This window comes from Sporosarcina sp. 179-K 3D1 HS, assembly GCF_047228905.1.
Lineage (GTDB): Bacteria > Bacillota > Bacilli > Bacillales_A > Planococcaceae > Sporosarcina.
In genome coordinates, this window is the sequence record NZ_JBFEGI010000009.1 from 68,309 (window position 1) to 93,615 (window position 25,307).

Annotated in this window: 24 protein-coding genes; 23 read left to right on the forward strand and 1 reads right to left on the reverse strand. The window is 46.5% G+C overall.

Going from position 1 to position 25,307, the window contains the following annotated elements:
- Positions 1 to 25: 25 nt before the first annotated feature.
- Genes AB1K83_RS12585 through AB1K83_RS12605 form a run of 5 tightly spaced genes read left to right on the forward strand, consistent with a single transcriptional unit; the run spans position 26 to position 5,045 of the window.
- The gene (locus tag AB1K83_RS12585) at positions 26 to 1,633 is read left to right on the forward strand and encodes an ABC transporter substrate-binding protein (RefSeq protein WP_413058545.1); all 1,608 of its coding nucleotides are present in this window, start codon (positions 26 to 28) and stop codon (positions 1,631 to 1,633) included.
- Between the two features lies 1 nt (position 1,634).
- Positions 1,635 to 2,636 (forward strand): ABC transporter permease, encoded by a 1,002-nt coding sequence (locus AB1K83_RS12590; RefSeq protein ID WP_413058546.1) that lies wholly within the window; start codon positions 1,635 to 1,637, stop codon positions 2,634 to 2,636.
- The gene (locus AB1K83_RS12595; protein ID WP_413058547.1) at positions 2,633 to 3,505 is read left to right on the forward strand and encodes an ABC transporter permease; all 873 of its coding nucleotides are present in this window, start codon (positions 2,633 to 2,635) and stop codon (positions 3,503 to 3,505) included. Before AB1K83_RS12590 ends, AB1K83_RS12595 begins: the two co-directional genes overlap by 4 nt.
- 33 nt (positions 3,506 to 3,538) lie before the next feature.
- The gene (locus AB1K83_RS12600; protein WP_413058548.1) at positions 3,539 to 4,462 is read left to right on the forward strand and encodes an ABC transporter ATP-binding protein; all 924 of its coding nucleotides are present in this window, start codon (positions 3,539 to 3,541) and stop codon (positions 4,460 to 4,462) included.
- Complete coding sequence (locus AB1K83_RS12605) at positions 4,452 to 5,045, forward strand: ABC transporter ATP-binding protein (protein WP_413058549.1); 594 nt, start codon at positions 4,452 to 4,454, stop codon at positions 5,043 to 5,045. Before AB1K83_RS12600 ends, AB1K83_RS12605 begins: the two co-directional genes overlap by 11 nt.
- Before the next feature lie 314 nt (positions 5,046 to 5,359).
- Here the strand turns inward: AB1K83_RS12605 and AB1K83_RS12610 are convergent, their stop codons facing one another.
- Entirely contained in the window at positions 5,360 to 6,283 is a 924-nt protein-coding gene (locus AB1K83_RS12610; protein WP_413058550.1) for an endonuclease I family protein, read from the reverse strand.
- A gap of 172 nt (positions 6,284 to 6,455) precedes the next feature.
- On the opposite strand from AB1K83_RS12610, the gene AB1K83_RS12615 reads away from it, so the two are divergent.
- The 18 genes from AB1K83_RS12615 (at position 6,456) to AB1K83_RS12700 (ending at position 25,265) form a co-directional block, all read left to right on the forward strand.
- Positions 6,456 to 6,779 carry a four-helix bundle copper-binding protein gene (locus AB1K83_RS12615; RefSeq protein WP_413058551.1) on the forward strand — a complete coding sequence of 108 codons (324 nt, stop codon included), beginning with the start codon at positions 6,456 to 6,458 and terminating at the stop codon, positions 6,777 to 6,779.
- 443 nt (positions 6,780 to 7,222) lie between these two features.
- Positions 7,223 to 7,555 (forward strand): ArsR/SmtB family transcription factor, encoded by a 333-nt coding sequence (locus tag AB1K83_RS12620; protein ID WP_413058552.1) that lies wholly within the window; start codon positions 7,223 to 7,225, stop codon positions 7,553 to 7,555.
- Positions 7,556 to 7,570: 15 nt separating this feature from the next.
- A complete protein-coding gene (locus AB1K83_RS12625; protein WP_413058553.1) occupies positions 7,571 to 8,869 on the forward strand; it encodes an arsenic transporter in 1,299 nt (432 codons plus the stop codon).
- Between the two features lie 6 nt (positions 8,870 to 8,875).
- Positions 8,876 to 9,295, forward strand: coding sequence for an arsenate reductase (thioredoxin) (gene arsC, locus AB1K83_RS12630; protein ID WP_413058554.1), 420 nt, complete (start codon positions 8,876 to 8,878; stop codon positions 9,293 to 9,295).
- A gap of 242 nt (positions 9,296 to 9,537) precedes the next feature.
- The gene (locus AB1K83_RS12635; RefSeq protein ID WP_413058555.1) at positions 9,538 to 10,152 is read left to right on the forward strand and encodes a sugar transferase; all 615 of its coding nucleotides are present in this window, start codon (positions 9,538 to 9,540) and stop codon (positions 10,150 to 10,152) included.
- Positions 10,153 to 10,192: 40 nt separating this feature from the next.
- Positions 10,193 to 11,509 carry a polysaccharide biosynthesis tyrosine autokinase gene (locus tag AB1K83_RS12640; protein WP_413058556.1) on the forward strand — a complete coding sequence of 439 codons (1,317 nt, stop codon included), beginning with the start codon at positions 10,193 to 10,195 and terminating at the stop codon, positions 11,507 to 11,509.
- A 62-nt stretch (positions 11,510 to 11,571) separates the two neighbouring features.
- Positions 11,572 to 12,690 carry a glycosyltransferase family 4 protein gene (locus AB1K83_RS12645; RefSeq protein ID WP_413058557.1) on the forward strand — a complete coding sequence of 373 codons (1,119 nt, stop codon included), beginning with the start codon at positions 11,572 to 11,574 and terminating at the stop codon, positions 12,688 to 12,690.
- A gap of 22 nt (positions 12,691 to 12,712) precedes the next feature.
- Complete coding sequence (locus tag AB1K83_RS12650) at positions 12,713 to 13,660, forward strand: NAD-dependent epimerase/dehydratase family protein (protein ID WP_413058558.1); 948 nt, start codon at positions 12,713 to 12,715, stop codon at positions 13,658 to 13,660.
- 31 nt (positions 13,661 to 13,691) lie between these two features.
- A complete protein-coding gene (locus AB1K83_RS12655; protein WP_413058648.1) occupies positions 13,692 to 14,993 on the forward strand; it encodes a glucose-6-phosphate isomerase in 1,302 nt (433 codons plus the stop codon).
- Between the two features lie 54 nt (positions 14,994 to 15,047).
- A complete protein-coding gene (locus AB1K83_RS12660) occupies positions 15,048 to 16,142 on the forward strand; it encodes a glycosyltransferase (protein ID WP_413058559.1) in 1,095 nt (364 codons plus the stop codon).
- Entirely contained in the window at positions 16,139 to 17,275 is a 1,137-nt protein-coding gene (locus tag AB1K83_RS12665; protein WP_413058560.1) for a hypothetical protein, read from the forward strand. The genes AB1K83_RS12660 and AB1K83_RS12665 overlap by 4 nt, the downstream gene beginning before the upstream one ends.
- Complete coding sequence (locus AB1K83_RS12670; protein WP_413058649.1) at positions 17,247 to 18,212, forward strand: glycosyltransferase; 966 nt, start codon at positions 17,247 to 17,249, stop codon at positions 18,210 to 18,212. Before AB1K83_RS12665 ends, AB1K83_RS12670 begins: the two co-directional genes overlap by 29 nt.
- Before the next feature lie 91 nt (positions 18,213 to 18,303).
- The gene (locus tag AB1K83_RS12675) at positions 18,304 to 19,761 is read left to right on the forward strand and encodes a lipopolysaccharide biosynthesis protein (protein WP_413058561.1); all 1,458 of its coding nucleotides are present in this window, start codon (positions 18,304 to 18,306) and stop codon (positions 19,759 to 19,761) included.
- Positions 19,762 to 19,778: 17 nt separating this feature from the next.
- Complete coding sequence (locus tag AB1K83_RS12680) at positions 19,779 to 20,837, forward strand: ATP-grasp domain-containing protein (protein ID WP_413058562.1); 1,059 nt, start codon at positions 19,779 to 19,781, stop codon at positions 20,835 to 20,837.
- The gene (locus AB1K83_RS12685) at positions 20,834 to 22,006 is read left to right on the forward strand and encodes a DegT/DnrJ/EryC1/StrS family aminotransferase (protein WP_413058563.1); all 1,173 of its coding nucleotides are present in this window, start codon (positions 20,834 to 20,836) and stop codon (positions 22,004 to 22,006) included. Before AB1K83_RS12680 ends, AB1K83_RS12685 begins: the two co-directional genes overlap by 4 nt.
- A complete protein-coding gene (gene rfbA / locus AB1K83_RS12690) occupies positions 22,003 to 22,893 on the forward strand; it encodes a glucose-1-phosphate thymidylyltransferase RfbA (protein ID WP_413058564.1) in 891 nt (296 codons plus the stop codon). Before AB1K83_RS12685 ends, rfbA begins: the two co-directional genes overlap by 4 nt.
- Entirely contained in the window at positions 22,890 to 23,909 is a 1,020-nt protein-coding gene (gene rfbB, locus AB1K83_RS12695) for a dTDP-glucose 4,6-dehydratase (RefSeq protein ID WP_413058565.1), read from the forward strand. Before rfbA ends, rfbB begins: the two co-directional genes overlap by 4 nt.
- Positions 23,910 to 23,939: 30 nt before the next feature.
- Positions 23,940 to 25,265 carry a diaminopimelate decarboxylase gene (locus tag AB1K83_RS12700; RefSeq protein ID WP_413058566.1) on the forward strand — a complete coding sequence of 442 codons (1,326 nt, stop codon included), beginning with the start codon at positions 23,940 to 23,942 and terminating at the stop codon, positions 25,263 to 25,265.
- Positions 25,266 to 25,307: the final 42 nt, after the last annotated feature.

Genomic DNA, 25,307 nt, shown 5'->3' on the forward strand with positions numbered 1-25,307 from the left:
TTATCCTTAATAAGGAGCAGACTACATGACAAAAAAAATCGTTACACTTATCATCCTAGCTACTTTAGCTATAACCATTATGTTGGCAGGCTGTTCATCGCCTAAAACGAAAAACGTAAAAAATGAGGAGAAGCCGAAAGACGAGCTAATACTCGCATTTGGTTCAGAGCCTGCTTCAGGATTTGATCCAATTACTGGATGGGGACGTTACGGTTCGCCGCTATTTCAAAGCACACTCTTAAAAAGAGATGACCAGCTAAATATTGTTAATGATCTTGCGGAAAGTTATGACGTCAGTGATGATGGGAAGGTTTGGACTGTAATAGTACGCGATGACGTCAAATTTTCAGACGGCGAACCATTAACTGCTAGAGATGTGAAATTTACATTTGAAAAAGCTTCCGAGAGTGGATCCGTTGTCGATTTACACGTTTTGGAGAAAGTGGAAGCTGTAAATGATACGACAGTAAAATTTACGTTGAAAGAAGCGCAATCCACTTTTGTGAATACATTGGTTTCAACCGGAATTGTTCCGCAACATGCGTATAGTGAAAATTATGCTGAAAACCCTGTAGGTTCGGGACCTTATCAGCTTATACAGTGGGACAAGGGACAACAGATGATTGTGGAAGCGAATCCTGAGTATTATGGAAAGAAACCGTTTTTTAATAAAATCACCTTTGTATTTTTAAGTGAGGATGCGGCATTTGCTGCTGCACAAGCCGGGAAAGTTGATGTTGCGTATATTCCCGCTGTATTTAGTAAAAAGAACGTGCCCGGCATGAAACTCGAAGCTGTCAAAACAGTCGATAATCGTGGAATCGTCTTTCCTTATGTGAAGTCAGGTGAATTTACGAAAGATGGTTTGCCCATCGGCAATGATGTTACGGCCGATCCAGCCATCCGTCATGCAATTAATATGGCAGTTGACCGACAAGCCTTAATTGATGGTGTATTGGAAGGATACGGAACACCTGCCTATACTTCAGTTGATGGGCTTCCGTGGTGGAATCCGGATACAATCATAGAAGACGGGGATATGGATGGAGCACGTAAACTATTGGAAGACGCCGGGTGGAAGGATGTGGATGCCGATGGAATCCTTGACAAAGGTTCTTTGAAGGCTGAATTCAGTCTTTACTACCCGGCAAATGACGAGGTCAGACAATCCCTTGCTATTTCAGTTGCAGATATGATGAAACCACTCGGTATCCACATTCAAGTGGAAGGGGCAAGTTGGGATATCATTGTCAATAAAATGTATTCAGAGGCCGTCCTCATGGGATGGGGGAGTCATGATCCGCATGAACTATACAATATTTATAGCAGCGATAATGCTGGGGTCGAGTATTTTAATACAGGATTCTATAAAAATGAAACAGTAGATGCCTACTTTAAAAAGGCACTGCAAGCGAAGAGCGAAGAAGAAGCAATTGGATATTGGAAGAAAGCACAATGGGATGGAAAGACTGGTCTAAGTGGCAAAGGGGATGCCGCGTGGGCCTGGTTAGTAAACATTGACCATTTGTATTTAATGAAAGATGACCTTGATATGGGGGAGCAGAGAATTCATGTACACGGACATGGGTGGCCTGCTACAGATAACATAGTCGATTGGAAATGGAGTAAGTAATGTGAGACAACAGTTAGGTATAAAGATTGGTGCTTTTTTAGTGCTGAAAGGCTTGCGGATCCTTACTTTATTATTTGCAATTTGCTTGATTTCATTTTTACTCATTAAAAACTCGCCGATTGATCCGATTCAAGCTTATATTGGTGCTGACATGTTGAAGGTTGGCCCTGAACAGAGAGAGAAAATCGCCGAATATTGGGGGCTTGAACAACCCCCGACGGTGCAGTTCTTGAATTGGGGATCCGCTCTGTTACAAGGTGATTTGGGGACTTCGATGATTTTCCGCCGTCCAGTAGCTGACATCATCGGGGAACGTTTTTTGAATTCGCTCGTTCTGATGCTCACTGCCTGGACACTGTCGGGTTTTATCGGCTTTTTCATGGGTGTGGTGTCTGCCATGAAAAAGGATACGTGGCTCGATCGCATCATTAAATGGTACTGTTTCACACTTGCGTCCACCCCGACTTTTTGGATGGGCCTACTAATGTTGATTGTTTTTGCGGTATGGCTTGGCTGGTTCCCGATCGGGCTAGGTGTTCCGGTCGGAGTCCTTGCAGAAGATGTTACAGTAGGAGACCGGATCCAACATCTTCTGCTCCCTGCGCTTACTCTAAGTGTCATTGGGGTTGCCAATGTGGCCCTGCATACGAGACAAAAGCTGATCGATGTTCTTGCAAGTGATTATGTGCTATTTGCAAGGGCGAGGGGAGAACGTGGCTTTCTGTTGTTTTGGAGACATGGCTTACGGAATGTGGCTTTGCCCGCCCTCACCTTACAATTTGCTGCTTTCAGTGAATTGTTTGGCGGAGCGGTCCTTGCCGAGCAAGTATTTTCTTATCCCGGTTTAGGACAGGCGACCGTGGAAGCCGGTCTCCGGGGGGATGTCCCTCTTTTATTGGGTTTGGTCATTTTCAGCACATTATTTGTGTTTGCAGGAAATCTAATTGCCGACCTGATTTACTACGTTGTAGATCCTAGGACGAGGGAGGGTCGGACGCTATGAATGCAAGTTCCAAAGTGAAAACTAACGAAAAAAAGAAGAAATGGTTGTTCTTGAATCGAAGGCAATGGACGCTGTTAACCATTTCAATAGCAATGGTTTTATTGCTAGTAATCATCCTATTGGGCGCCTTGCTTGATAAGGATAGAATTGCAACGAATCTTATTTCCCGAAATATACCTCCCTCATGGGATCATTTATTTGGCACGGATTGGTTAGGCAGGGATATGTTTTCCCGGACGATGATGGGGCTGTCTTTAAGTATAGGGGTCGGATTTATCGGGGCGATTGGCAGTACGTCAATTGCTCTTGTTTTGGGCATGGCCGCAGCATCCATGGGAAAAGCGGCAGACCGGTTGATTTCTTGGCTCATCGACCTTTTCCTGAGCGTTCCGCATCTTGTAACGCTCATACTTATTGCCTTTACGCTAGGTGGAGGGTTTAAGGGGATTGTCATCGGGCTTATGCTGACCCATTGGCCAAGTCTGGCCCGGGTTATCCGAGCGGAAGTGATGCAAGTCCGTTCAGCTGAATATGTTCAGATTTCCCGGCAAATGGGAAAATCCCGTTGGTGGATTGCTGCCCATCATATTTTTCCTCATGTCCTTCCACAAATCCTAATTGGTTTTATGCTTCTATTTCCTCATGTCATTCTGCATGAAGCCGCAGTCACTTTTTTAGGCTTAGGATTATCTCCGCACGAGCCGGCTATCGGTATCATTTTATCGGAATCCATGAAATATTTGTCGGCAGGCATGTGGTGGCTGGCCTTTTTCCCGGGGCTATGCTTGCTGATTATCGTCCGGACATTCGATACGATTGGGGAAAGTTTCCGTATGCTTCTGGATCCAACTAGGGCTCATGAGAAATGAGACATTCCAAGTCGCTTAGTTAGGGGGTAACAAATGCCGATTTTAGAAGTTAATAATTTATCGATCTCATTTACACAATATACAAGTGGTTTGAAACAGGAAGAGTCCAACGTGATCTCCGGTTTAAATGTCACACTGGAAGAAGGGGAAATCCTGGCGGTTGTTGGAGCGAGCGGTTCAGGGAAGAGTTTGCTGGCCCATGCCATACTAGGAATACTTCCTCAGAATGCAACCATCAGTGGGACCATCACCTATGATGGAGAAGTGTTGACTACTGAACACCAAGCTTCATTACGCGGAACAGAAATTGCGCTGATACCGCAATCGGTCAATTATTTGGATCCGCTTATGCGCGTAGGAAAGCAGGTCCGCACTTCTGCAAAAGTGGGAGATGCAATCGAGGCACAGCGGGCGGTTTTTGAGCGATTGCATCTACAACCGCATGTGGAGAAGATGTATCCGTTTGAACTTTCCGGCGGCATGGCAAGAAGAATCCTTTTCTCCACCGCCATTGTCAGCGGGGCAAAGGTGATCATTGCCGATGAACCGACACCGGGCCTGGACCCGGTTGTCATCAAAGAAGCATTGGCCCATTTCAGGGAATTGGCGGACAAGGGTTGTGCGGTGATGCTGATCACCCATGATATTGAATCCGCATTAACAATTGCCGATAAGATTGCTGTGTTCTATGCAGGAACTACGGTGGAGGTAGCATCTGTCGCTGATTTTGCAGGAAATGGTGAAGCATTGCGGCATCCATACAGTAAAGCGCTATGGAGAGCGCTGCCCCAAAATGAGTTCATTCCCATCCCAGGTTCGCAACCGCATCCGAGTGCCTTACCTCCGGGTTGTTTGTTTGCCCCCCGGTGTCATATGGCAACACCCGAGTGCAGTCTAACGCAACCGGACATGCGTACCCTTCGGAAGGGGAGGGTGAGGTGTATTCATGCAACTTGAAGCACAGAACATTGGATTTCGTTATGGGAATGGACCATGGCTGTTCCGGGATGTGAATGTAACCGTAAAACCAGGAGTAATTGTTGGACTCACAGCACCAAGCGGACGCGGCAAAACGACTCTCTGCCGGATATTGGCCGGTTTTGAAAAGCCGATAGAAGGAAAGGTGACCATAGATGGGCTGCCCGTGTCTAAAAATGGATTTCATCCTGTCCAGATGGTCTTTCAGCATCCTGAAAAAGCGGTGAATCCCCGATGGAAAATGGAGAAGGTTCTAAACGAAGGAGGCCGGCCCGACCCGGAATTACTATCCTTGTTGGGCATTGAACAGGAATGGCTGACACGCTGGCCAAACGAACTGTCCGGCGGCGAACTGCAGCGGTTTTGTGTGGCAAGGGCATTGGGACCCGATACCCGATTTCTCATTGCGGATGAAATGACAACAATGCTAGACGCCATCACCCAGTCTCAAATTTGGCATGCTGTCCTTGAAATCGCTCAAAAGAGAGAGATGGGAATTATTGTGGTGAGCCATGAAGCGAAGTTGATCCAAAGGCTTTGCCATCGAGTGATTGAGTTGTGAATTGAATTATTTTTCACGGAATAAAGGACTGTCTACTTTGCTGGATAGTCCTTTTAAATGGAGGCGGAAGGTTGATGAATCAGTTATGGGCGCGTCTCGGAAGTTATGATCGCTTGTGGTGACTTATGAGCGTTTCCGGAGAGTTATGATCGCTTGTGGTGACTTTATGAGCGTTTCCGGAGAGTTATGATCGCTTGCGGTGACTTATGGGCGTTTCCGAAGAATAATGATCGCTAGCCATGACTTATGAGCGCTTGCAGAAAGATTTGGGTTGATTGTCGGCAGGTGAAAAGGGCTGGCAATAGAACAGCCCTTTAAAAAGCAATTTTATTCACCAAGTCCGGAAAATCGATGAACGGATTCCGATTGCCTTGAATCTCATAGATCGCCTGATTTCGGTGTTTCTCATAATCATCCGCCGGAAAGAGTTCATGCCATTGGATCATTAAGGGAATATTGATTTCCCCGCGATAACTGTCGTCGATTTCTTCCGGGTATCGCAGGATAAAATATAGCAATGCCCTGGCGGCTGTCCCTTTTCCGTATTCCGGTTCAAAGCGATTTGTATCATAAATTCCGCAGTCGTTCCGGAACCTCGTGGAATCTGCAATCGCATTAAATTCATAATAGGGGAAGTTGGCCCGAATGCGATTACATTTCGGCTCGCAGGCAAATAAGTGATGCAGGTCCCCTTTCATCGGTTCCTTTGCCCGAAACCATGACTGGGGCACGATATGTTCGGCATTGAATTTATGTTGGCTGGCGATGCTGAGAATTTCTTGGTCGAACTCTTGACTTGTCACTTTCGGATTCAATAACAGTTCACGATACCGTTCAAATCTCTTTTGGATCGTCTCAAACTCTTCCTCGATCACTTGTTTCGGATTTTTTGGTATTCCGGAATAAATGCTTTTCAGTTGCCCATCCGGTTGGAGGTCGACCCATGTGTAAAGGTACTGGTCTTTACTCACATAGTAAGGATACACGGTCCTGTGCGTCGTTCTAATCAATTCCTGCAAGTCCCGTCCCAATTGGATCGGGGATTTATATGCGAACAGAATGTCACGGTAATAGTCTTTGATCCACGCCCGGTCTTTTCTTTCGTCATAATACAGCTGGGCATCCATTTTAATTTTATTCTGATTTTCAGCAAGCCCCGCCACCAATACGTCTGCGTCATGCTGTTCCATAGATTCCAATTCTTCCAGCTGGCGGAGCAATCGTTTGTCTTTTTCCATGTTGATCATCCTTCAGAGTACGCTATGTATGTTTATGATAAAGGTTTTTTCTCTAAACGTCAGCATTCATTCTATTTTATTCCCGCTTCGAATCTATCGTGAGGGATGTTGTTTCAAGCATTTAATAGAAGGGAATATACCCTCCAACTATTAATATAGAGGAGGAGCCCCTATGAATGCAGCTTATAAAGAATGCCTGGAAGCCGTTTTGGACTGTTTGAGGGCGTGCAATGTCTGCTTCGATGCCTGTTTACAGGAAGAAGACGTGAAGATGATGGCGAAGTGCATTCGCCTGGATCGGGAGTGCGCCGATGTTTGTGCACTATTGGCACAAGCAATTATGCGCAATAGTCCGTTTACCCAACAGATCGCTCGATTGTGTGCGGAAATTTGTATACGTTGTGCCGAGGAATGCGCCAAGCATGCACATGACCATTGTCAGCAGTGCGCAGAGGCTTGCCGCCGTTGTGCAGAAGCTTGTCAAGCAATCCAATAAATGGCCAAAAGCCCGTGCGTAACTGGACGCACGGGCTGATTATTTTTTCAGGTCGCCCAGTAAGGGTGTAGGATTGACTTGCTGATATTGGTTCATCTGTCATGGCGCCAGCTGGAACTGTTATGTCCCGGTGGAACTGTCATGGCAAATCCTTGAACTGTAAGGGCAATCGGATCAACTGTCATGGCTCTGGCCGAAACTGTCATGTCCCGGCAGAACTGTCATGGCTCCGGCCGAAACTGTCATGTCCCGGCAGAACTGTCATGGCAAATCCTTGAACTGTAAGGGCAATCGGATCAACTGTCATGGCGCCCTCCCAAACTGTCATGCCCCGTCGATACCATCAGCGCCCTCGCCCCCCAAAAAAACCACCCCCGCACCAAATTTCAATTGCATATATAAGCATATGCTTATATACTAACAAAGGAAAGGTCGTGGTGAGGATGATTGAAATTCAGCGTGCTTCCCAATTACTGAAATTGTTAGGGGATCCGACCCGGTTGACGATGTTGAAATTGCTGGAGTCTCATGACTGTTGTGTGTGTGAGTTTGTCGCGATTTTTGAGATGAGCCAGCCGGCGATCAGTCAACACTTACGGAGGTTGCGCGATTTGGAATTGGTCACGGAGACACGTCGCGGGCAGTGGATTTTTTATTCCTTGAATCGCGAGCATGGGGAGTATCCCTTTGTCCAGCGGATTCTAGATCTGCTTCCTGGCCAGGAGGCATCCATCCTAGATCTGGAATCAAGAGGTTTGCGCATTTGTTGTGAGTAAAGGGGAGGCATTCGTTTGAATTTAGTTGTGGTAGCGCCTATTCTATTTTTGGTAACACTCGTTTTTGTCATTTGGCAGCCTCGCCAATTATCGATTGGCTGGTCGGCTTGTATCGGAGCAGCAATTGCCTTGCTGCTAGGCGTGGTGGATTTCCAGGATGTCGTGGACGTCACGGGGATTGTTTGGAATGCGACGTTGGCATTTATTGCAATCATTATCATTTCACTCATTTTGGATGAGATCGGATTTTTTGAATGGTCGGCCTTACATATGGCGCGTTTCGCGAATGGAAGCGGGGTACGGATGTTTGTCTATGTCACCATTCTGGGCGCCATTGTTGCGGCGCTGTTCGCGAATGACGGGGCGGCGCTGATCCTGACGCCGATCGTGCTGGCGATGGTCCGGAATTTGAACTTCAAGGACGCCATGATTTTCCCGTATATCATGGCGAGCGGTTTTATTGCGGATACGACTTCGTTGCCGTTAGTCGTCAGTAATCTGGTCAATATCGTCTCGGCGGACTTTTTTGGCATCGGCTTTGTGGAATATGCCTCCCGGATGATCGTTCCGAACTTCTTTGCGCTCGTTTCGAGTATTCTTGTGCTGTATCTCTTTTTCCGGAAGGATATTCCGGGGCATTATGATGTAGCTGCATTGAAACGGCCACAAGAGGCCATCCGTGATGTACGGATGTTCCGGCTGTCCTGGTTTGTATTGGGCGTTTTGCTCATCGGATACTTTGCGAGTGAATTCATCGGGGTTCCGGTTTCCTTCATTGCCGGTGCTGTCGCCCTCTTTTTCTTGGCGATGGCGAGGAAGAGTCCCGCCGTTCAGACGGTCCAGGTTGTGAAAGGGGCCCCCTGGGCGATTGTCTTTTTCTCCATCGGGATGTATGTCGTCGTGTACGGTTTACGGAATGCGGGCTTGACCAGTGTGTTGGCTGAAGTCATCCAAATGGCATCCGGCCAAGGCCTATTCGTGGCTACTATTTCGATGGGGTTCATTGCGGCCTTCCTCTCCTCCATCATGAATAATATGCCGACTGTCATGATCGATGCGCTGGCGATTGCCGAGACGGCCACATCTGGCACGATGCGAGAGGCTTTGATTTACGCCAATGTCATTGGATCCGATTTAGGGCCGAAGATTACGCCAATCGGTTCATTGGCCACGTTGCTTTGGCTGCATGTCCTGTCCCAAAAAGGCGTGAAGATCGGTTGGGGCACTTATTTTAAAACTGGAATTGTTTTAACGATTCCCACCTTATTCATTACGTTGACTGGGCTATATTTCTGGTTATGGATCGGAGGGTAAAAGAGAGTGGAGAAGAAAACATTGTATTTTTTATGTACCGGCAATTCCTGCCGCAGCCAAATGGCAGAAGGCTGGGGAAAGCGTCTGTTAGGCAATGAATGGAACATTTATAGTGCCGGGATTGAAGCCCATGGGGTGAATCCGAAAGCAGTCGAAGCGATGCGCGAAGTCGGGGTTGATATAACGAATCAGACCTCGGATATCATCAATCCCGATATTCTGAACAACGCAGATCTGGTCGTCACCCTGTGCGGCGATGCGGCAGATAAATGTCCCGTCACCCCTGCTCATGTAAATCGGGACCATTGGGGGTTCGACGATCCGGCCAAAGCGGAGGGGACCGAAGAGGAAAAGTGGAAGGTTTTTCAACGGGTACGCGATGAAATCGGGCATCGAATCAAACAATTTGTCCAGACAGGTGAATGATTTTTATTCCAAAAGGCATCGGCTTCGGCTGGTGCCTTTTGGCTTATCTAAAAGTTCTAAAATTACTATGTAGGCCATAGGATAAATCATCGTTGGACCGGGGAATGAATAGCTCTTTCCATAGGACCACGTCGGGTATCGCATGTGGAAATCATTTTTAATAGCTATTGATTTCCGAAAATCAAATGTAAAAGGGGATGGCGTTGGTATCAAAGGACAACAAATCCAATTGGAAGAAGCTCATGTCTTGTAAGCATGGCATGGTGAAAAGGGTTTTTGATATCGTCGGCAGTCTTTCTCTGATTTTATGCTTTTTGCCTTTATTCATCATATTGCCGATTCTTATCATCCTTTTTTCCGGCAGGCCCGTCTTTTTCATTCAGACAAGAACCGGTATTCACAATACCCGATTCAAAATCCTGAAATTCCGGACGATGAAAGTTTCCGTACATAATGAGGAGCGGCACGCATATGATTGGGAGGTGGGGGTGCCGGATGAATTTCTGTTCAAAGGGGATACCGATTCGGCCGTCACCCCGATCGGTAGGATTTTGCGGAAGTACAGTCTGGATGAATTGCCGCAATTAGTGAATGTCCTCCTCGGTACGATGAGCCTTGTGGGGCCCCGGCCCGAAATTCCGCAGATTACGGACCATTATGACGAGCATCAGGCGAAACGATTGTTTGTGAAACCGGGGCTGACTGGGTATGCCCAGGTGAATGGCCGCTCGGAAATCAATCATGGGCAGAAAATCAAATTCGACCGGTACTACGTGGAGAACTGTTCTTTGTGGCTCGACATCCGGATTATCTTCGCCACGGTTCTATATGTTTTAAAAGGGAAAGGGGCTTTTTGATTATGAAAGGCACACCGTCAGATATTACGACAGGTGTAGGATGAATCGGGAACTGAATTTAAAGGATTTGGCGGATGCGATCCGGAAGAGGCTCCTGCGGATTGTGCTGATCGGTATTGTCTCACTTCTTTGCGGAGGGGCTATCGGTTACTTTGTTCCACCGTCCTATTCCGCCCAAACGGAGTTGCTCGTCAATTCTTCCACTGGGCTGAACCCATCCATGAGCGATATCGATACGAATATCCGACTCATCGAGACGTATAAGCGGATCCTGAAGAGTGATCGGATGGCCAGTAAATTGGCGTCCGCCTTGGATTTTCCTTTCACGCAAGGGGATTTGGCAAAGAAAGTCAAAGTTAAATCGGATGAAGGCTCACAAATCATCACGGTGAGTGTCTATGGTCCATCGCATGAACAAACGGCGACTCTTCTTAATACATATGTAGATCTGTTTCGTGAAGAAGTCCGTACCCTCATGAATCTTGAAAATATAACAGTGTTAAAAGAGGTTGAAGCGGGGCTGGATACGAAATATTTGAGCAACCAATTAGTATTTTACATAATCCTTCCTTTCCTAGTAAGCCAGGCAGCATATTTCACAAAAATCATATGGACTGAAATCCATTCACCTTTATTCGACTCCGAGCGGAAAGTGGAGAGGGCGTTTCAGCTCCCTCTGTTAGGAGCTATCCATACAACGGGTTCCACTCCCTCCCTGAATGCTCTGAACCCAAAAACTAAACTATACAACGTTACACGGGCTGCTGCTCCCGACTTCGGCAGACTAGCCGCCAACTTCCATCACATGGCCAGACAGAGGAAGATGAAGACGTTCCTCATAACAAGCCCTGCACCGGGAGATGGGAAGTCGTTCATCGGTGGGCATCTCGCGGTAGCACTTGCATTAGATGGGAAAAGAACTTTATTTATCGATGCCAATTTACGGAACCCGGCAGGCTATGCGTTTTTTGATTTATCAGAGAGGAAAGGGCTGACCTCCGTCATCTCGGGTCATTTCAATTTGGAGGAAGTCCTTCAAAAGACCGGGGTCAACAATTTAACATTCTTGAGCACAGGTCCTCTGCCCCAAAATCCGGCGTCTTATTTCCTTTCGGAGCAGATGGAACGGCTTTTGGCAGATTTAGAAGCGCTGTTCGATGTGCTCATTGTCGACTCTTCCGATTTGACTGTGGCGGATGCGTTTAATCTCATGCCATTGGTGGATGGCTGCCTTTTCATAACAGACGCTAAGAAAACGACAGAAAGTGAAGCGGTGGCAGCGTTCAAATCAGTGTACCAGGTGAATGGCCATATCATCGGCACCGTTCTAAATAAAATGAAAAAACCTAAACGTTGAATAAAGAGAAAGTCAGAAAACCACCTTCCATTCCAATCATTAGATAGGGAGAAGATTAGACGGTGAAAATTGTTCAACTTATCACCCGGATGGATACAATTGGCGGAGCGCAAGTGCATGTCAGGGATTTATCCATCCGATTGCAGGAGGCCGGTCATGCCATCCACCTAGTGACAGGCGGAGAGGAACATACCCATGAATTACTGGAACAAAGGCAAATCCGCCCGATTTATTGTAAACATCTGATGCACAAGCTGCATATCCTATCAGACGTGAAAGCCATCTTTGAAGTCAGGAACCTCTTGAAGACAATTCGGCCAGACCTCGTTGCGACACATTCTTCGAAGGCGGGCATCATCGGGAGAATTGCAGGATGGTCACTAGGCATTCCGACCGTCTTCACTGCCCATGGTTGGTCTTTTACGGACGGCATTCCTAAAAATAAACAACGGCTTTACCGATGGATTGAGAAAATGATCGGTTTTATTACAGATGGGGTTATTGCGGTTTCTTCCTATGACAAACGGCTTGCATTGGAATACGCTATTGTACCTGAGCGTAAAATAGTGGCCATCCCGAATGGAGTCCATGATGCCGCATACACGGGAAGAGTGCGGAGCAAGGAAGACGTGCCGATTATTAGCATGGTCGCCAGGTTTTCCCCGCAGAAGAATCAGGCACAGTTATTGCAAGTTTTGAAGCAGTTGGATCAGTTGAAGTGGAAATTGTTTTTCGCGGGAGATGGTCCATTGTTGCCCGAGGCAAAACAGTTCGTCGCGCAGGAGAATTTGACAGACAGAGTCGTATTCCTGGGGGATCATGGGGATATCCAGGAACTATTACAACAGTCCGACCTGTTTGTCCTCGTATCGGAATGGGAGGGGCTGCCATTAAGTATTTTGGAGGCGATGCGAAGCGGATTGCCGATCGTCGCTTCAGATGTCGGGGGGGTGAGGGAAGCCGTCCGCCAATCGGTGAACGGCTTTATAGTTAAGAAGAATGACGTACGGGACTTGCAAGATAAGTTGCGACTGCTGATTGAAGATGCCACTCTCCGGCAAGAGATGGGGGAGGAGAGCAGGAGGTTGTATGAGGAGCGATTCACCTTTGAAAGGATGTACGAAGATACGATCGCCTATTACAATCAAGTCCTTGGGCAGGGGGAAAAAACGGGAACATGATCACATATAAAGAGGGGACGCCTTGAAAGTATTGGTTACAGGTGGGGCGGGATTCATCGGTTCCCATGTTGTCGAGGAATTGATCTATCACCGGTATGAAGTTGTTGTTGTCGATAATTTGGTGACGGGTCGCCGTCACAATCTCCCAGACCAAGTGAAACTCTATGAAATGGATATAAATGATCCGCACTTGGAAACGGTATTTCAATTGGAAAAACCGGATCATGTCATCCATTTGGCGGCGCAGGCTTCTGTGGTCGAATCTCTGAAGAGTCCGTATTTTGATTTTGAGACGAATATGACAGGAACTGTGAAGGTCGCCCTCTTGGCCGAACAGTATCATGTAAGGAAAATGATCTTCGCTTCGACTGCTGCAGTTTACGGGGACCCGGTCTATTTACCGGTCGATGAACAGCATCCTGTTTCACAGCAATCCTACTATGCTTTATCAAAATATTCGGCAGAACGATTCATTGAACTGTCGAACTTACTGCAAGGGTTGAATTATACGATACTGCGATTTTCAAACGTGTACGGACCGAAGCAAAATGCCGAAGGGGAAGCGGGAGTCGTCTCCATCTTCATCAACCGCTTGCTGGCCAGTGAAGAAGTGACGATTTACGACGGCAGTCAAACCCGGGATTTTATCTACGTCAAAGATGTGGCCACTGCTTGCAGACTAGCCATGGAAAGTGAAACGATCGGGGTTTTCAATATAAGTTCAGCCAAGGACATACCGATCCTCCACTTATTTGAACGTCTCAGTGACATGATGGGCATCTATGCCACTCCAGTTTTTGAACCGGCCCGCGTAGGGGAAATTAAACAGAGCGTATTGGATAATTCAAACGCCCGCTATGGATTGGGATGGGAGATCCGTTTTCCTCTGAAAGCAGGCTTGAGTGAGACAATCCGTTATTATTCAGAAAGCGTGTACGGCCCTAAAGTGAATAAGCAAGATATGAAATAATGCGGAGGCGAAGAAGGTAACTTATTTAAAACTGGATTATTCGGACGCCCTACCTTTTCTAGGAAGCATGGATCCCACCCGATTCCAAAATGAGTTGACTCATTTTCACCATATCATCCAGACGAAGGCGGGACCGGGCCGACAAGGACTCGGCTGGTTGGATTTTCCGGTCGATTATGACAGACAGGAGAGTTTCGAACTGGAGGAAGCGGCTGCCAAGATCCGGCAGGAAAGTGATGTCCTGCTTGTGATCGGAATCGGCGGTTCATTCATGGGAGCCCGTGCAGCCATTGAGATGCTTACTCATAGTTTCAATCATGATCTGCCGAAAGAGGCACGTAAAAGAGGTACCCCTCAAATATTTTTTGTCGGACATCACTTGGATCCGACCTATATGGCGGATTTAATGGATATTTTGCAAGGCAAGGATTTTTCCATCAATGTCATCTCGAAGTCAGGCGGAACATTGGAGCCTGCCATCGCCTTTCGGATGTTCCGGCAGCTTCTGGAAGATAAATATGGTCCACAGCAGGCAGCTTCGCGAATCTATGTCACCACCGATCGGGAAATAGGGACGTTAAAAGCCCTTGCCATGCAGGAAGGATACAAAACGTTTCCGATTCCACGGACCATTGGTGGGCGTTATTCCGTCTTGACGGCAGTGGGTTTATTGCCGATGGCGGTGAGTGGGATCGGCATTGGGGAGGTGTTGGAAGGAGCCGCCACGGCGCGCTCCGAATTGAAGGATCCGGCCATAGAAAACAATCCGGCCTATCAATATGCAGCAATCCGTAACAGTCTGTACAGAAAAGGCAAGACAACGGAGCTGCTTGTCAGCTACGACCCTCGTTTACAATCCTTTGCCGAGTGGTGGAAGCAGCTTTTCGGGGAGAGTGAAGGGAAGAATTTGCAAGGGATTTTCCCAGTGACGGCACTCTATACGACCGATCTGCATGCTATAGGGCAATACATCCAGCAAGGGAGACGGATGATATTTGAAACGACATTGAAGGTGGAGAAACCGCTACGGGATTTGATCATCACCGAAAGAGTGGATGATCAGGATGAGTTGAATTACTTGAGCGGAAATACACTCGGTTCCGTCAATGACAAGGCTTTTCAAGGTACGCTTCGTGCCCACACGGAGGGGGGGATCCCCAATCTGGTCATCGGGATTCCCAAGATCACTCCGTTCTCATTCGGATATCTCGTCTATTTTTTCCAACTGGCGTGTGTCATGAGCAGTTATATACTTGGCGTCAACCCATTTGACCAACCGGGCGTGGAGGCATATAAGAATAATATGTTCAGGCTTCTCGGGAAACCGGAATGAATAGCTGCTTCTTGAATCGAACATCATTTTGAGAAGAAAAAGGATGTTACCAAGTTGAGAGTCCTTCATATCATCCCCACATTAGAGAGTGGGGGAGCGGAAAAAATGCTCGTCGATATTGCAGAGGAAATGAAAGATGCAGGGGTTTCCGTAGAAATATTGGTGTTGTCCAGAAACCATGATTTTTATGGGGAGAAATTGAAAGAACTGAACATCCCGACCCATTACAGTCCGGTCGATCGAGTCTATCATCCATTACAGATGTTTCAAGTTGCCAAACATCTGAAACGGAAGTTCGACGTGGTGCATGCCCATCTGTTTGCTCCACAATTGTACACGGCTTGCATGAAGGGGCTGACCGGAAGGCGAACGGCTTACATTACAACGGAACATAATACATATAACCGAAGACGAGAGAAAAGATATTTCAAACTGTTGGATCGTTGGATGTATCATCAATATGCCAAAATCATAGCGAACACGGAGGGGACGAAGGAGGAGTTGGTCCGATATCTTCCAGGGACGGCTCGCAAAACCGTCGTCGTCCATAATGGGATTTATCTGAAAAGGTACCGGGATGCAGAACCTCTTCCTCGCTATACATTAGCACCTACTTATCGGGAAAAAGATAAGCTGGTTGTCATGGTGGCTGCGATGCGGGAACAGAAAGACTATGAGACCGTGATCCGGGCATCCAAGCTTCTGCCTGACCATTATCATATTCTTTTCGTTGGCACGGGAGAACGATGCGCGGAAGTGATGGCTTACGCAAAGGAGCATGGAAGTCGGAATATCCACTTTCTGGGTCGTCGGGATGACGTTCCATCCATCCTTAAATCTTGCGACATTTTTGTGCTGTCCTCCCATTGGGAAGGTTTTGGTTTGGTGGCTGTAGAAGCGATGGCTGCAGGTTTGCCGGTTGTCGTATCGGACGTCCCCGGCCTGAGGGATGTCGTGGACGGTGCCGGCTTTCTGTTCAAAGGGGGAGATGAAGAGGATTTGACGGAGAAGATGCTGGACGTTTCCCTGAAGCCGGCCACTGCACAACACGAGAGGGCGCGGCATGTCCAACTGGCCCGGTTCAGCATTGAACAAATGGTGGCGCGTTATTTGGAACTATATAAGGAAGAAACCAGTGGACGATTATGAATGGCACACAAGTATACTATACGTTACTTATACTAGGGATTGCGTTTTTCCCTTATACGCAAACCCCATATTATAGCTATTTGTTATTCGGCGTTTTCATCCTGACCATCGGCATGAAACTGGTCCGCATGGATGAACCGGTCTTCGATCATCAGTCGTACGCTTTGCCGCTTCTATTATTTTGCATCCAGTTGGTCGTTGTCATTGTCCAAGGAATATTCCGGTTGGATTTCGACCTAATGAACGCCTTCACTGATACACTGCAACGGATCCTGGTCGTTTCCATGTTTATATTGGTCTTCTCGAATTGTTCCGTTTCAACAATTGCAAAGGTGTTTGATGCAGTCCTGGCCATCTTCTTTTGGATTGGCCTCGTGTCCGTGTCAGTCTACCATCTGACCGGGATTGGATACTTCAATGAAAACACATTGGGGTTTTTCCTGTTTCCCTACCTCGGACTGCAACTATACAAGCGAGATCGCAAGTTCGTCAGTATCGCAATTTTCCTGGCCGGGCTGGCCCTTCTCAACATGGCGGGAGGCCGGGCCAGCCTGCTCGCTTTTTCAATGACGCCCCTATGGTTCTGGATGTTTAATAAACCACTGCGCTCCAAAATTCTGCTGGTCTTTTATTTGCTATTCAGTAGTTTGATCCCTTTCATCTTAATGGATTTCCTTCTTTATTATGACGATGAATTGACCGGCCGCGGAAGTCTGCAACATGCGTACATCCAGTATTTGAATGAGCATACCGCTTCCTTTGTATTCGGGACGGGGGAGTTTGTGTTGATAGGGGAGACCGTTGATGGCTTAGGTCCTCACCACTCATGGCTTGGCCTTCTTTTCACCTACGGGCTGGTCGGACTACTCCTGAACCTATTGTTTATCCTATTTTGTTTACAAGGCTATGTGTTGGCCGGCAGATCCAAACTCTATTTGCTTCTGATCCTGTATTTGTTCACGGTTCAAAACTTTGAAAATATTAACGTCGGCGGAATTTCCTATATGTCTCTATTATTATTAAGTTGTTTGTTCCTGCTTCGAAAGAGTAGAGGAGAAGGGGCGGAACCGATTAACGATGAGGGAGTGCGGAAGCGTGAGTTACATGGTAAGTATCAATTGTATCACTTATAATCACGAAGATTATATCCAGGATGCGTTGGAAGGATTTTTGATGCAGCGTACCGATTTTGATTTTGAGATTCTCGTAGGGGAAGATTGCAGCACGGATGGAACGAGACAAATCGTAGAAAAATATGTACAACAATATCCGGAAAAGATCAAAATGATCACCTCCAAGCAAAACGTAGGTGGACGGGAAAACGCGATCCGGCTGCAGGAAGCCTCAAAGGGAAGGTACATCGCAATTTGCGAAGGGGACGACTATTGGACGGATCCATATAAACTGCAGAAGCAAGTGGATTATATGGAGAGCCATCCGGATTGTACATTCTGCTTTCATAACGCAATCATTGTAAATGGGAAACGGAAAAGATGGAAAATGTTGCACAAAAAGCTCATTAAAACAAGCAATTACTACAACCGGGGCGCCGGTATGTATACGGCGGGTGAATTGGCGATGCTCGATTTCATCCCGACGGCTTCGTATCTGTTCCGCAAAGAGTTGCTAGATAACCCGCCAGACTGGTATATGACGGCAATTGTCGGCGATGTGCCGGTGAAATTGATTGCGGCCAGCCATGGATACGCCTATTACATGGATGAGATTATGAGCGTCTACCGGACTGGAGTGAAGGGTTCTGTCACGTACATTTGGAGAAAGGAATCGGGGAACAAACAGAGGCAACAGATCATCAACTCCGGCTTCCTGGTAATGTTCGATGCCTTCAATGACTATTCAAATGGCCTATTTGAACAAGATTTGGATACCGCTAAAATCCAATTTGAAGTGGAATTGCTCCGGTTGGATAACGAGCGGGAAAAATTGAAAAGCCCGCGGTATAAGGAATATTTCAGGCGCTTAGGTTGGATCGGCAGGATGAAATACTTTGCGAAGCTATATTTTCCACGTGGTTATATTCTCTTCACCCGCATTAAAGCATACATTTAACTTGTATAACGAGGACCTAAAATAATTCAGAGCCTATTGACCAAAATGGATGAGGAGAATTCCTATACACGGTGATTTAAAAGGGAAGACATTGAAGGGGATTTTTTGGAGCTTTACAGATCTGTTGGCAAACCATGGGCTTCAGTTTTTGATCCATATCATTCTAGCCCGGATCCTGCTTCCCGACTCTTTCGGCTTAATCGGCATGATCTTAATTTTCATAGCCATTTCCAACTTGTTCGTCAATAGTGGTTTTTCTCAAGCGCTTATTCGCGATCAGGAAGCGAACCGTGTGGATTACTCGACTGTATTCTATTTCAACCTCGGTATGGCAATTTTACTCTATGGTTTACTCTTCATCAGTGCAGGGCCAATCAGCGAGTTCTATAACGAGCCACAATTGACTATGCTACTCCGGGTGTTAGGTTTGACGATGGTTGTCAACTCGTTGGGGATGATCCAAAAGGTTTTGCTTTTTAAGAAAGTGGATTTTAAAACTCTCACAAAAGTGAACTTAATTGCGGTGTTCTTATCCGGAGGAACGACCATCCTGCTTGCACTGAAAGGGTTTGGCGTTTGGAGCCTAGTGGTGAATACGTTTCTTATGCAGAGCGCCCAAACCATTCTCTTATGGTTATTCACTAAATGGCGACCTTTATGGGCATTCAGTTGGACTTCTTTTAAGAAGTATTTCACATTTGGTTATAAACTGCTTCTCTCTGAATTATTGGATACTACCTATAATAATATCTATTTTGTCATCATCGGTCGTTTGTATTCTACCGCCGCCGTCGGATACTATACGAATGCCGTGAAATTCCGGGACTTGGCTTCGTTATCGATATCCATAGCCGTCCAGCGGGTGACCTATCCGGTCCTGAGCAGTATCCAGGACGATCAGGACCGGCTGAAATACGGATACCAAAAAATCATCCGTACGACGGGATTCATTCATTTTCCCTTGATGGTCGGCTTGGCTGCCATCGCCTATCCATTGTTCAATTTACTATTAGAAGAAAAGTGGCTACCCTCTGTCATTTACTTTCAACTACTCTGTTTCGCAGGCATGTTATACCCCATCCATTCCATCAATTTGAATATCCTCCAAGTCAAAGGCAGATCGGATTTGTTTTTACGCCTGGAAATCATCAAGAAATTATTATGGACTTTCCTTATTGTCATGGCACTTCTGTTGAAGCTCGGTATCCTCGGATTGATCTGGGCGGCTGTACTCATTTCCTTTATTTCTTTGTTATTAAACACCTATTATTCTGCAAGGGAAATAGGATACTCGACGGGAGAGCAACTGCTCGACCTGGGCCCCTCCTTCATTCTATCGATCGTCATGGGGGGTGCTGTTTATCTGGCTAGCGCATATTTGTCTTTGCATCCTCTAGCTGAAATGTTGCTCTTGATCTCACTTGGAGTTATCTGTTATCTCGCGTTGTGTATGATGTGTAAGCTTCGGGAGTTGCGTGAACTTTATGAGTTATTACGACCCGTTTTCCTGAGAATGGTGCGTTTGAAGAAATTTCAACAGCCAAAATAAATTGCCGGAGGTAGTCGATGAACATCCTATTTACGTCTGCGGGGAGAAGAAACTACTTAGTTCAGTACTTTAAGAAAACAATTGGTGATTCCGGCACCATCCATGTCGCCAATAGTACCCCCTATTCGACGGCCATGAAATATGGAGATCAAACTGTGATAACGCCTTTGATTTCAGATAAAAAATACATACCATTTCTGCTGGAGTATTGTTTACAACATCAAATTGATATCCTCATTCCATTATTCGATATGGATCTGCCCGTTTTATCTAAAAATAAAAAACGATTTGAAAAAATTGGAGTGACCGTCATTGTTGCAAGTGAAGAAGTGATCCGTATATGTAATGACAAATGGGAGTCGTTCAAGTTTTTGCAGTGGAACGGATTCCGTACGCCACTCACCTTCCTGAGCATAGAAGAAGCGAAGCAAGCCATTTGGAAAGGGGTGATCCGTTTTCCGGTCATATTGAAACCCAGGTGGGGAGCGGGGTCGCTCTCTGTCTATGAAGCCGAAAATGAGGAAGAGATGGAGCTCTTCTATGACAAGATCAAACGAAAGGTCCATTCCAGGAAAGTACTAGATGCACTACTTCATAACGAGGATAACTGCGTTATTATCCAACAAAAATTGAATGGCCAAGAATATGGGTTGGATATTATAAATGATTTGCATGGAAATCACCAAACGACCATCGTGAAAATAAAGCATGCGATGCGATCCGGAGAAACAGATTTTGCGGAAACCGTCGATGAACCGAGATTGGAATATGCAGGAATGCGTTTAGGCAGGACATTAGGGCATATCGCAAATCTGGATGTAGATGCTTTTATACTGGAAGGAGTGCCCTACATATTGGAGATGAATGGAAGGTTTGGAGGAGGGTATCCATTCAGTCATATTGCGGGAACAAATCTTCCGGAGGCGATTGTCAGATGGGTGAAAGGCGAACGGATTAAGGAATCATTATTGAAAGGGAAGGTGGGAGTACTGGGTTATAAGGAAATCCTCATACAGGAGGAGACGGATCAAGCTTCTATATTAATCACAAATCTGGGTAGTGGTGAAAAACAATGAAATGGAACACTGGCAAGACAATTCACCTGACCAGACCCTTGCTTCCTTCCGTCGATCGCATGACAGAGCGATTACAAACCATATGGCAAAGTGGATGGATTACCAATAACGGTTCCCAGCATGGACAGCTGGAAAGGGAGTTGAGGCATTATTTAGGAGCGGAACATATCGCATTATTCAATAATGGCACTTTGGCCCTTCTGTTGGGTTTGAAGGCACTGGATTTGACGGGGGAAATTATCACGACTCCTTTTACATTTCCGGCCACTGTGCAGGCAATTGATTGGAATGGATTGACACCGGTGTTTTGTGATATCGAACCGGAAACTTTGACTATTGATCCGACGAAAATAGAAGCTTTGGTCACTGAACAGACCAGTGCGATTCTGGCGGTCCATGTATACGGGAATCCTTGCAAGGTGGAGGAGATCCAGAAGATTGCCGACAAATACGGCTTGAAAGTCATTTACGATGGTGCCCATACATTCGGGACAAAATGGGAAGGGCGGCCGATCGGGAACTACGGGGATATGACGATGTTCAGCTTTCATGCCACGAAGCTCTTCAACACCATCGAAGGCGGTGCGCTCGTTTTCAAAGACGGCCAACTCGCCGGTAAATTAGCCTCTTTGAAAAATTTCGGACTATCCGGACCCGAGGAAGTTGTCCTGTCCGGACTCAATGCAAAATTAAATGAAGTGCAAGCTGCGATGGGATTGGAAGTGTTGAAATTGGTCAAGGAAGAACGTAGGAAACGGGCTCAGGTCAAACAACAGTATGATCGGTTTTTGGCCGACATTCCTGGTGTCCGGATATTGACGAGTTTGGAAGGGGAGCAGAGTAGCTATCAATATTATGTCATTGAAATAGACGAAGCACTCTTCGGGGCTTCGCGGAATGATGTGCATGAATGGTTGAACGAGCATGCTATCATGACGCGAAAATACTTCAGCCCGCTTTGTAGCGACTTCCCTTGGTATGCCCATCTGCCATCCGCCCAACGTGAAGAACTCCCACAAGCCAACCGGTTAGTCTCCCGGGTGCTGGCCCTGCCTTATTATGGCGAGCTGGAATTGGATGTTGCCAAAGCGATATGTGAAGTGATTCGTCAATTTCAAAGCACGGTTTCCCGTGCAGCACAATTACGATTGGAAGGTGAACTAGGATGAAAGGGATCGTATTGGCTGGAGGTTCGGGAACCCGCCTATATCCGCTCACAAAAGCGATTTCGAAACAAATTTTGCCGATCTATGATAAACCGATGATTTACTATCCCTTATCTGTTTTGCTCTTGGCAGGCATCACGGAAATACTGATCATCTCGACACCGCGCGACATAGATGTATTTAAGGAGTTGCTCGGGGATGGCAGCCAACTCGGCATCCAGTTGGAATACGCCGTTCAAGATGAGCCTCGGGGGATCGCAGATGCTTTTGTCATTGCCGAGGACTTCATCGGATGGTCCTCCGTAGCTTTAATACTAGGAGATAATATTTTTTACGGCTCGAACTTTGGGGAGATTGTCAGAAAGGCCGCTCTACTGACGGAAGGTTGCACTATTTTTGGTTGCTATGTAAAAGATCCGAAAGCGTACGGGGTCGTCGAAGTGGACGATGAATTGAATATTCTGTCCATCGAAGAAAAGCCGGAATATCCAAGGTCATCGTATGCCATACCGGGTCTTTATTTTTTTGATCATCATGTGGTGGAAATTTCCAAGAAAGTGCGGCCATCCGCCCGGGGAGAAGTGGAAATTACATCCGTCCTGAAGGATTATCTATGGAACGGGACGCTGCGAGTGGAACTTCTCGGTCGGGGATTGGCATGGTTGGATACCGGGACACATGAATCCTTGCTGGAAGCTTCGAACTTTGTCGAGGCGATTCAAAAACGGCAAGGAATGTATGTGTCCTGCATTGAAGAGATCGCCTACCGGAAAAATTATATATCAAAGGATCAGTTGCTGGATCTCGCTATGCCTTTAATGAAAACAGATTATGGAAAATACTTGGTGGATATAGCCGAAACGACGAAAGGTGGAAAGGGACGACGATGAATATACTCGTAACGGGCGGGGCCGGCTTTATCGGTTCCACTTTCATCAAATATGCACTGAAGAACCGGAACGACATGCTGATCAACCTGGATTCGTTAACGTATGCCGGCAGCATGCGGAATCTGGAAGAGGTCGCGGACCATCCTCGTCATCGCTTTATACATGGAGATATCCGGGATGGCGTCCTGTTGGATGATATCTTTCAACGATACGGGATCCAAGCGGTCATCAATTTCGCGGCGGAATCCCATGTGGATCGAAGCATTATAGATCCGGCAATCTTCATCGGAACGAATGTGATCGGGACGCATTCCCTTCTCGAGGCGGCAAAACGGCATTGGAAACTGGACCCCTTATCCAAACAATGTCAGGACTACAAATCAGGCGTCAAGTACATCCAGATTTCAACGGATGAAGTGTACGGATCGCTTGGGCAATATGGCTATTTTACCGAAACGACAAACCTTTCCCCGAACAGCCCGTATTCTGCGTCAAAAGCGGCCGCTGACTTGCTTGTCAATGCCTACCATCAAACATTCGGCTTTCCGGCAGTGATCACTAGATGTTCCAATAATTACGGACCTTATCAATTTCCAGAAAAATTAATTCCACTGATGATTCATAAGGCACTACGGGAAGAGAAATTGCCGCTGTATGGGGATGGGAAAAATCGCAGGGATTGGATTCATGTCGAAGACCATTGCAGGGCGATCGATATTGTGCTGGAAAAAGGGAAGATAGGTGAGGTCTATAACATCGGAGGGAATCATGAGCGGGAGAATCATGAAATCATACAACAGATACTCGCTCTCTTGGGGAAGAAGGAAAGCCTTATAGAGTTTGTGGAAGACCGCTTAGGGCATGATCGGAGGTATGCGATGGACATTACCAAAATCCGTAGTGAACTGGGTTGGACTCCATCAATCCCTTTTGATGAAGGGCTCCGGTCAACAGTCGAGTGGTATGTCAATCATTCGGAGTGGGTGGAAGCCATGAGCAGGGAGACAGTGACCTGATTTTTAAACAAGAAGGGGGAAGCTGGAAAAGTGGAGTATTTCCTGGGAGCTATCAAACGGGGAAAAGGCGTTCAAGAGCTTCAGCAATTGCAGGAGAAGGAATTGGTGGGGAATCTGGAAAAGCAGTTCGGCGAATCCTTTTATGTATTCGATATTAAGAAATTACGTTCCAACTATGAGAAACTATATTCCGCTTTTAAGGAAAGGTACCCATATGTGACGATCGGCTATTCCTATAAGACCAACTACCTTCCCGCCTTGATCAAGGAAATGGATTCATTGGGCGCTTATGCGGAAGTGGTTTCCAGAATCGAATATGACCTAGCTTGTAAAATCGGCGTTGAGTCGGAACGCATCATTTTCAATGGGCCACTCAAGGAATACGAGGATCTCGTGTTAGCGTTGAAAGGGAACAGCATAGTGAATCTGGATTCGTTTTATGAGATCGATTTGCTGGAGAAGTTCGTTCGGAACCATCGGGGGGGCCCCTATAAAGTGGGGTTGCGGATCAATTTCGATTTGTCGGAAGCGGAGAAAGGGATTGCCACAAGCCGCTTCGGTTTCTGTGTAGAAAATGGAAATTTAGAGAGGGCCATACGACGGTTGCATGCAATCGATGAAGTCGAGATAGTCGGGTTCCACGGTCACTTTTCAACGAAAAGCAGAAGTGTGGATGTCTACCGGAAAATTACGGAGAAGCTCTGCGAACTATCGAAAAAGTATATCAGAGATACATTGGAGTATATCGACATCGGAGGGGGAATGTATGGCAATGTGCCTTCCGAATTCAAGTTGAAAGATGTACCGACATTCGATGACTATGCAGAAACGGTTTGCGAAGTCTTGAAGAAGGAATGGGCATATTTTAAAAAGCCTCCACGACTCATCATTGAACCGGGATTGGCCATTGTTGTTGACACTTTCAATTTTTATTGCAAAGTGATTGACGTGAAACGGAATCGGGATGACTATTTTGTTTTAGTGAATGGCAGCATCCATAATATCAAGCCGACGAAACACCCGAGGAACTTGCCGATGGAGCATGTGAAGATGGCTGGAGGGCAGTACGAACAGCGGACGTACCATGTGGTCGGGTATACATGCATGGAAACGGACTATTTGGCGAAGAATTATGAATCGTTCCTTCCGAAGCGAGGAGATTATTTGGTTTTCAGTAATGTCGGCGCCTATACCATTGTCTTTGATCCACAGTTCATCAGGGAGAGGCCGCCCATCATTATGCGGGAACAGAATGAATTCCAAGTGGTCCGGAAACGGGAGAAGCTGAGTGATTTCATCAATGACAATGTATACTTTTTCCAATCCCTGCTCTTAGTAGGGGCTCCTTTTCTATGAACAAAAACAAATGACATTGTATGGATAGAATGAAGGGACGAT